The sequence below is a fragment of the Siculibacillus lacustris genome (genome assembly GCF_004328075.1).
In the GTDB taxonomy this organism is placed as follows: domain Bacteria; phylum Pseudomonadota; class Alphaproteobacteria; order Rhizobiales; family Ancalomicrobiaceae; genus Siculibacillus; species Siculibacillus lacustris.
In genome coordinates, this window is the sequence record NZ_SJFN01000027.1 from 55,536 (window position 1) to 62,536 (window position 7,001).

The 7,001-nt window shown below is 70.9% G+C and carries 8 protein-coding genes; 3 read left to right on the top strand and 5 right to left on the bottom strand.

What is annotated here, in order from left to right; all coding sequences use genetic code 11:
* Window positions 1-7: 7 nt before the first annotated feature.
* Together EYW49_RS16560 and prfB are read left to right on the top strand one after the other, a co-directional pair.
* Entirely contained in the window at window positions 8-1,021 is a 1,014-nt protein-coding gene (locus EYW49_RS16560; protein WP_131310735.1) for an aldose epimerase family protein, read from the top strand.
* A 120-nt stretch (window positions 1,022-1,141) separates the two neighbouring features.
* Window positions 1,142-2,273 (top strand): peptide chain release factor 2 gene (gene prfB / locus EYW49_RS16565; protein ID WP_131310736.1). Its coding sequence is split into 2 segments (ribosomal slippage): window positions 1,142-1,210 and window positions 1,212-2,273, totalling 1,131 coding nucleotides; the frame shifts between segments, so codons are not numbered across the junction.
* Window positions 2,274-2,351: 78 nt separating this feature from the next.
* Here the strand turns inward: prfB and EYW49_RS16570 are convergent.
* From EYW49_RS16570 to EYW49_RS16590, 5 genes are all read right to left on the bottom strand, one after another.
* Window positions 2,352-3,638 carry a M23 family metallopeptidase gene (locus EYW49_RS16570; protein ID WP_131310737.1) on the bottom strand — a complete coding sequence of 429 codons (1,287 nt, stop codon included), beginning with the start codon at window positions 3,636-3,638 and terminating at the stop codon, window positions 2,352-2,354.
* 80 nt (window positions 3,639-3,718) lie between these two features.
* Window positions 3,719-5,059, bottom strand: coding sequence for a glutathionylspermidine synthase family protein (locus EYW49_RS16575; RefSeq protein ID WP_407695480.1), 1,341 nt, complete (start codon window positions 5,057-5,059; stop codon window positions 3,719-3,721).
* On the bottom strand, window positions 5,050-5,391 hold the full coding sequence (locus EYW49_RS16580; protein WP_131310738.1) for a hypothetical protein: 342 nt from the start codon (window positions 5,389-5,391) through the stop codon (window positions 5,050-5,052). Before EYW49_RS16580 ends, EYW49_RS16575 begins: the two co-directional genes overlap by 10 nt.
* A 1-nt stretch (window position 5,392) precedes the next feature.
* Window positions 5,393-5,797, bottom strand: coding sequence for a DUF350 domain-containing protein (locus EYW49_RS16585; RefSeq protein ID WP_131310739.1), 405 nt, complete (start codon window positions 5,795-5,797; stop codon window positions 5,393-5,395).
* Window positions 5,798-5,837: 40 nt separating this feature from the next.
* Window positions 5,838-6,308, bottom strand: coding sequence for a peroxiredoxin (locus tag EYW49_RS16590; RefSeq protein ID WP_131310740.1), 471 nt, complete (start codon window positions 6,306-6,308; stop codon window positions 5,838-5,840).
* Between the two features lie 377 nt (window positions 6,309-6,685).
* Between EYW49_RS16590 and EYW49_RS16595 the strand changes: the two genes are divergently transcribed.
* A partial coding sequence (locus tag EYW49_RS16595; RefSeq protein ID WP_165498297.1) for a hypothetical protein occupies window positions 6,686-7,001 on the top strand: 316 nt, incomplete at its 3' end.

Genomic DNA, 7,001 nt, shown 5'->3' on the forward strand with positions numbered 1-7,001 from the left:
GCCTCCCATGTCCGTGATACCGTTCGGAACTCTGAGGGACGGGCGGGTCGTCCACGACGTCGAGCTCGGCAAGGGCGGCCCGCTCGCGGTGTCGATCCTCGACCGCGGCGCGGCGCTGCGCGACATCCGTCTGATGACGCCGAACGGCGCGCTGCCGCTGATCCTCGGCTTCGACCGGCTGGAGCACTACGTCGCCCATTCGCCCTATTTCGGCGCGGTGTGCGGGCGTTGCGCCAACCGCATCGCCGGCGGCCGCTTCACCCTCGACGGCGTCGAGTACCAGCTCGCGCTCAACGAGGGCGAGAACCAGCTGCACGGCGGCCCGCTCGGCTACGACAAGCGGGTGTGGGACATCGGCTTCGCCGACGACCATCGGGTGCGCTTCGATCTCGTCGACGCCGACGGCGATCAGGGCTACCCCGGCCTGGTGCGGATCAGCGCCACCTACACGCTCGAAGGCACCCATCTGGTGATGGAGATCGAGGCGACCACCGATCGCCCGACGCTGGTCAACATCGCCGGCCACGCCTATTTCGATCTCGACGGCACCGGCTCGATCCTCGACCACGAGGCGACGATCTTCGCCGACCGTTACACGCCGTCGCGCCCCGATCTGATCCCGACCGGCGAGATCCTGCCGGTGGCCGGCAGTGACTTCGATTTCCGCGCGCCCCGGCCGATCCGGCGCGAGGTCGACGGCACCCGCGTGGCCTACGACGTCAATTTCGCCCTCGCCGAGGCGCCGGTGCCGCTGCCGCGCCTCGCCGCCCGGGTGCGGGGACCGAAGACCGGGGTGACCCTCGAGGTGTGGACCACCGAACCGGGGATCCAGCTCTACGACGGCTCCGGCCTCGACGTGTCGGTGCCCGGCCTCGACGAGCGCCGCTACGGCCCCAACGCCGGCTTCTGCCTGGAGCCGCAGCGTTGGCCGAACGCCGCCAACCAGCCGAGCTTCCCGAGCGCGGTGCTGCGCCCGGGCGAACTCTATCGTCAGCGCACCGAATACCGCTTCTCGCTGTGACCTCCGACGGCACGGGCGGCGCGCCGCCGGTGCCGCCGTTTACACGGCCGCGACCCGTCGCTATGGTCCGCGCCTTTCCCGGGCGGCGATCCGAACCGGCGTATTTCGAGGTGAACACCGATGAAGGCAGAGATCCAGTCCATCGTGGACGAGATCCAGCAGGCGCTCAGCCTGCTGAGGAGGCATCTTTGACTGGGATGTCGCGCTGAAACGACTGGACGAGCTCAACGCCCTGTCCGAATCCCCCGATCTCTGGAACGACCCGGCCCGCGCGCAGAAGCTGATGCGCGAACGCGACCAGCTGACCAAGTCGATCGACACGGTGCGGGCCATTGCGCGTGAGATCGACGACCATCTGACCCTGCTCGAGCTCGGCGAGATGGAATCGGACGAGGCGACCATCGCCGAGGCCGAGACGGCGATCCGCGACCTCGGTCACGACGTCGCCAAGCGTCAGGTCGATGCGCTGCTGTCGGGCGAGGCCGATTCCAACGACACCTACCTCGAAATCCATGCCGGCGCCGGCGGCACCGAGTCCCAGGACTGGGCCAACATGCTGGCGCGGATGTACGTGCGCTGGGCCGAGCGGCGCGGCTACAAGGTCGAGGCGCTGGAAAACCAGGACGGCGAAGAGGCCGGCATCAAGTCGGCGACCTATTGCATCAAGGGTCTCAACGCCTACGGCTGGCTCAAGACCGAGTCGGGCGTCCATCGTCTGGTGCGCATCTCGCCGTTCGATTCCAACGCCCGCCGCCATACCTCCTTCGCCAGCGTGTGGATCTACCCGGTGGTCGACGATTCGATCGACATCGTCATCAACGAGTCCGAGATCCGGGTCGACACCTACCGCTCGTCGGGCTCCGGCGGCCAGCACGTCAACACCACCGATTCGGCGGTGCGCCTGACCCACATCCCGACCGGCATCGCGGTGGCCTGTCAGGCCGAGCGCTCGCAGCACAAGAACCGGGCGACCGCCTGGGAGATGCTGCGCGCCCGCCTCTACGAGGTCGAGCTGAAGAAGCGCGAAGAGAAGGCCAACGCCGAGAACGCCACCAAGTCGGAGATCGGCTGGGGTCACCAGATCCGCTCCTACGTCCTGCAGCCCTATCAGATGGTCAAGGACCTGCGCACCGGCGTGATGACCACCGATCCCGCCAAGGTGCTGGACGGCGACCTCGATCCGTTCATGGAAGCCTCGTTGGCCGCCCGGGTGAAGGGTGGCGCCGTCGCCGCGGTCGAAGACATCGACTGAGCCGACGATTCGACGCGCGTTTCGAGCCGGGCGGGGAGCGATCTCCGCCCGAATCGTATCTGCGCCGCGACGCCGGGCTCACAGCCCGAGTTCGCGGCCCGCCTCGATCCAATGGGTCGGATCGACCGCCTCGCCGCCGACCCGCGTCTCGTAGTGGAGATGGGTGGCGGTCGAGCGACCGGTCGAGCCGGCGAAGCCGATCACCTCGCCCTGGCGGATCTTCTGCCCGGCGGTGGCGCCGACCCGCGACAAGTGCCCGTAGCGGGTGACCACGCCGTTGCCGTGGTCGACGTCGACGCACAGGCCGTAGCCGCCCTGGCGGCCGGCCGAGATCACCGTGCCGGGGCCGGTGACACGGACCGGTTCGCCGGCGTCGGCGCGGAAGTCGATGCCGGTGTGCAGCGCCGGCACGCCGAGGAAGGGATCGACCCGGCTGCCGAAACCCGAGGTCACCGCCGGGTCGCCGGGCAGGGGGCGCGCCAGCGGCAGGGCCGCGGTGGCGCGACGGATCAGCCCGAGGCGCACCAGCGCGGCATCGGCGCGCGCCGCCGGATCGGCGGCGGGATCGGGCACGAAGGGGCCGCCCTGGCCGCCCGAGGCCCCGGCGGCGCGGTTCGGCGCCCCCTCGGCGACGCGGAAGCCGATCTGGCCGAGGATGCGGGTGATCTTGCGGGTCTTGGTCTCGGCGAGGTCGGCGAGGCGGCCGAGCGCCCGGCTCTGACCACCCTCGAAGCCGTCGAGGGCACGTTCGACCGCGGCGATGCGGCGACTGGGATCGTCGCGGCGGCGATCGGTGCTTCCCTCGAGACGCGAAGAGCGCAAGGGCAGGGCGAAGGCGTCGAGATCGAGCGGCGCGGGCACCGAGCCGGTCGCCTCGTTGGGCGGGGCGATCGCGGCGGGGGCGACGGGCAGCGGCGCCAGCGCCGCACCGGGGGCCACCGGCACCGGTTTCAATCCGGCCTCGGTGGCGCGGTCGACCAGCGAGCCGAGCCGCGATTGGGTCTCGACCAGTTTGGTCTGGCGTTCGAGCAGGCGGTCGATCTTGGCCTCGAAACTCTCCTGATCCAGCAACTGCCGGCCGTTGATGCGGTCGATCTCGGCGCGCAGCGCCGCGACGCGGTCTTCGTAGGCGCGGGCCTGCTGGATCTGCCGCGAGATCGTGCCCGACAGGATGTCGTCGCGGAACACCAGGTAGCCGGTGGCGGCGAGATAGGCGAGCGCGAACACGCCCAACACCCCGGCCACCGCCGCGACCCGACCCGGATCGACGTGGAACGCCCGCACCCGGTCGCCGTGGACGATGGTGATGCGGTGCGGCTCGCGCCGTCGGCCGAAGCCGCGGGGCAGATCCTCGGGGGAAGTCATCGCGCGTGCCGTCTCCGACCGGAATTGGGACGGGCCGATTACAATCTCTCAAGGTTAATAATTGCTTGTGGGTCGCCGGATCAGTCGGCGATGACGTGCGGCACGAAGCGCGAGCGGTCGCCGGTGACGAGCGAAGTATCCTCGCGGATGCCCAGGCCGCAGGGCGCGTCGCCGACCAGCCAACTGCCGAGCACCGGGTGGCCGCCGTCGAAATTCGGCAGCAGCGCCAGCGCCTGTACGACGCTGCCTTCGGCGCCGTAGCTGCCCTCGGTGCGCTGGAGGAGGCGGCCGCCGTCGACCAGCATCACGTTGGCGCCCTCGCGGGAATAGAGCGGCTTCAGCGCATAGCGCCCGTGGAGGGAGTCGCGGCGCGGATCGTCGTCGAAGAACGCCGGCAGGAGGTTGGGATGGCCGGGCGCGGCCTCCCACAGCAGCGCCAGCATGCCCTTGTTCGACAGGATCGCCTTCCACGCCGGCTCGACGAAGCGGGTCGTCGCCATCCCCGGCGAGCGGCCGAAGTCTTCCGCGAAGATCCATTCCCACGGGTAGAGCTTGAACAACGTGTCGATCGGCCGGTCGGCGAGATCGACGAAGCGGTCGCCGGATAGCCCGATCTCGGCGACGTCGAGCACCGCCGCGGCGAGGCCCGCCTGGGTGGCGCAGTCGGCGAGATAGGCGAGCGTCCCGGCGTCCTCGCGCGCCCCGGTCATGCCGGCGAGATGGAGCGATCCGCCGACCACGATGGTCCGCAGCCGTTCGATCAGCTTCTCGTGCAGCGAATTGTACTGGTCGGCGCCGGCCGGCAGGAAGCCGCTCTCCAGCCCGTCGGACAGCCAGGTCCATTGCACCACCGCCGCCTCGAACAGCGCGGTCGGGGTATCGGCGTTGAATTCGAGGAGCTTGGCCGGGCCGTGGCCGTCGTAGACGAGGTCGAAGCGGCCGTAGAGCGAGGGATCGCCGCGGCGGCGGCTCGCCCGGATGGCGTCCCATGAGGCGGCCGGCAGGCGCAATTTGGCGAGCAGGCGCTCGTCGGCGACCACCCGGTCGACCAGATCCTCGCACAGCGCGGCGAGCTCGGCGGTCGGCGCCTCGATGTCGTCCTCGATCTCGGCGAGGGTGAAGCGATAGGCGACGCTCTCGTCCCAATAGGGGGTGCCGTCGATCTCGGCGAAGTCGAAGCCGATCTCGGCATGGCGGGCCGCCGCGTCGGGGCGCGGGCGCAGGCGCAGGCGCTTCATCAGCTGCCCCCCGAGATGTGGAAGGCGCCCGACGACCCGAAGCCGCCGCGCACCGCCGTCGACGGCGCCGAGACCGGCACCGCCGCGACATGGGTCGCGCTCGAGGATCCGGCGCTGGACGACGATCCGCCCCAGCTCCAGCTCGAGGTGCCCGACGAGCCCCAACCGGACGACTACGACCACGGCCGATACCAATGGGCGACGCCCGACCCGCCGCGCGACGAGGTGCAAGGGTCGGCCGGGGTCGGTCCGAGCGGATCGAAGGCCGGGCTGCCGGCGACGGTCGCGCCGGCCGCGCCCGCCGACGGGGCGGGCGTGCAGCCACTCGCCCGACTGCCTTCGGCGAAATGGGCGCCCGCCGCCGCCACCGCTCCGGCGGCGACCAGCGACAGCACCAGCGTGCGCTTGCGGGTCGGCGAAGCCGGCTGCTGGCCGCCGGGCAGGCCCTCGGGGCGATGCAGGGCCGGCGGCGCGCGTCGGCCGAATTCGGGCTTGCGGGTGCGAGGCATGGTCACCTCACTCGGTCATCGCCGCCGCGGACAGCATCCCGGCGGCGAGCGACACCGCGCCGAGCCAGATCGCCGCGGCCAGCGTATTGGTCTCGATCGCCCGCGACAGGTCGGGATGGGCGAGGCGCGCGACCAGGAAGGCGGCGATCTGCACCACCAGCGCCACCGCCGCCCAGATGCAGAATTCGACGATCGACTCGGCCTGGGCCATTGCCCGGGCGAGCGGAATCACGAAGCCGATCAGGCTGAGCCCGAGGGCCAGCGCCGCCGAGGCATTGTGCTCGACGACGATCAGCTCGAATTCGCGGTGCGGAGTCAGGCGCGTGTAGATCACCACGAAGGCGATGGCGAAGGCGATCGCCGCGCCGAAATAGCCGGCGAAGGCGATCAGCGCATGGGGCAGCTCGGGCATGGCTCGCTCCCTCCGGGAGGCGTCGCAGGACTCCGGTCGATCAACCGGCCAGGGCGGCGACCTTGGCCAACACCGCATCGGCGTGGCCGGGGACCTTGACCTTGTTCCAGATCGCGGCGATGCGGCCGGCGGCATCGATCAGCACGGTGGTCCGCTCGACCCCCATGTACTTGCGGCCGTACATCGACTTCTCGACCCACACGCCCCAGGCCTCCAGCACCGCCTTGTCGGGATCGGCCGCCAGTTCGACGCCGAGGTCGTATTTGGCGCGGAATTTGGCGTGGGCCGGCAGGGCATCGGGGGAGACGCCGATCACCACCGCGCCGTGGCGGCGGAACTCCGGCAGCAGGGCGGTGAACTCGACCGCCTCGCGGGTGCAGCCGGAGGTGTCGTCCTTCGGGTAGAAATAGACCACGACCGGCGCGCCGCGCAGGGCCGACAGGCGGATCTCGCCGCCGCGATCGTCGGGCAGCGTGAAGTCGGGCGCCTCGGCTCCGAGGGTCAGGGACATGCCGCCTTCCTTTCGTCGTGATGGGATGGTCGAGAAGAGTCGCAGGCTCCGTCCGGGCGAAGAGCGCCGCCGCGACGCGAGCCTAGCGCCGAGCAGGGCCGCCCCACAAGGTGGTTCGACCGGACGCGGCGAAACGTGTAACCGATCGGCGGACGGATTCGACGACGGAACGATTCGACGGAACGATTCCGAGACTTCGCGGGTTTGGTTCATGGAACGAGGCGTCGACGGCGCCGATCCGGGAGGCCCCGATCAGCGTGGTGACGAACGCAGCATGACATCGACAACGAGCTCCGCCGACGAGCGCGGCCGCGACCGCCGCCCTGGTCGCCCACGGACCGGTCGAGATCGAGACCGCCGCCAATGCCGCCCGTACCGTGCTCGGCGAGCTGATCGGCGCCGGCGGCCGCACCCGGGTCGGGTCGGCCCGGCTCGACTGGTCGCTGCAGGACGGCCTCTCCGTGGCGCTCTCCGACATCACCGTCGATCGCGGCGACGGCATCGGCGTCGACGTGCCGCGCGCCGAAATCCGCCTGTGGATGCTGCCGATCCTGGTCGGCGACGTGCGCCCGCGTTCGCTGGTGTTCATCGATCCGCGCGTCGTGGTCGACATCGCGGCGATCACCGCCAACGCGGCGCGCGAACCTGCCGGCGTCCCGGTGCCGACCGGCGCCCCGGCCGTGGCGCCGCCGC

Bases quoted from the DNA above. Each gene is read 5' to 3' on its own strand.
- EYW49_RS16585 (WP_131310739.1), bottom strand. From the start codon at position 5,797: ATGCCCGAGCTGCCCCATGCGCTGATCGCCTTCGCCGGCTATTTCGGC.
- EYW49_RS16560 (WP_131310735.1), top strand. From the start codon at position 8: ATGTCCGTGATACCGTTCGGAACTCTGAGGGACGGGCGGGTCGTCCAC.
- EYW49_RS16570 (WP_131310737.1), bottom strand. From the start codon at position 3,638: ATGACTTCCCCCGAGGATCTGCCCCGCGGCTTCGGCCGACGGCGCGAG.
- EYW49_RS16590 (WP_131310740.1), bottom strand. From the start codon at position 6,308: ATGTCCCTGACCCTCGGAGCCGAGGCGCCCGACTTCACGCTGCCCGAC.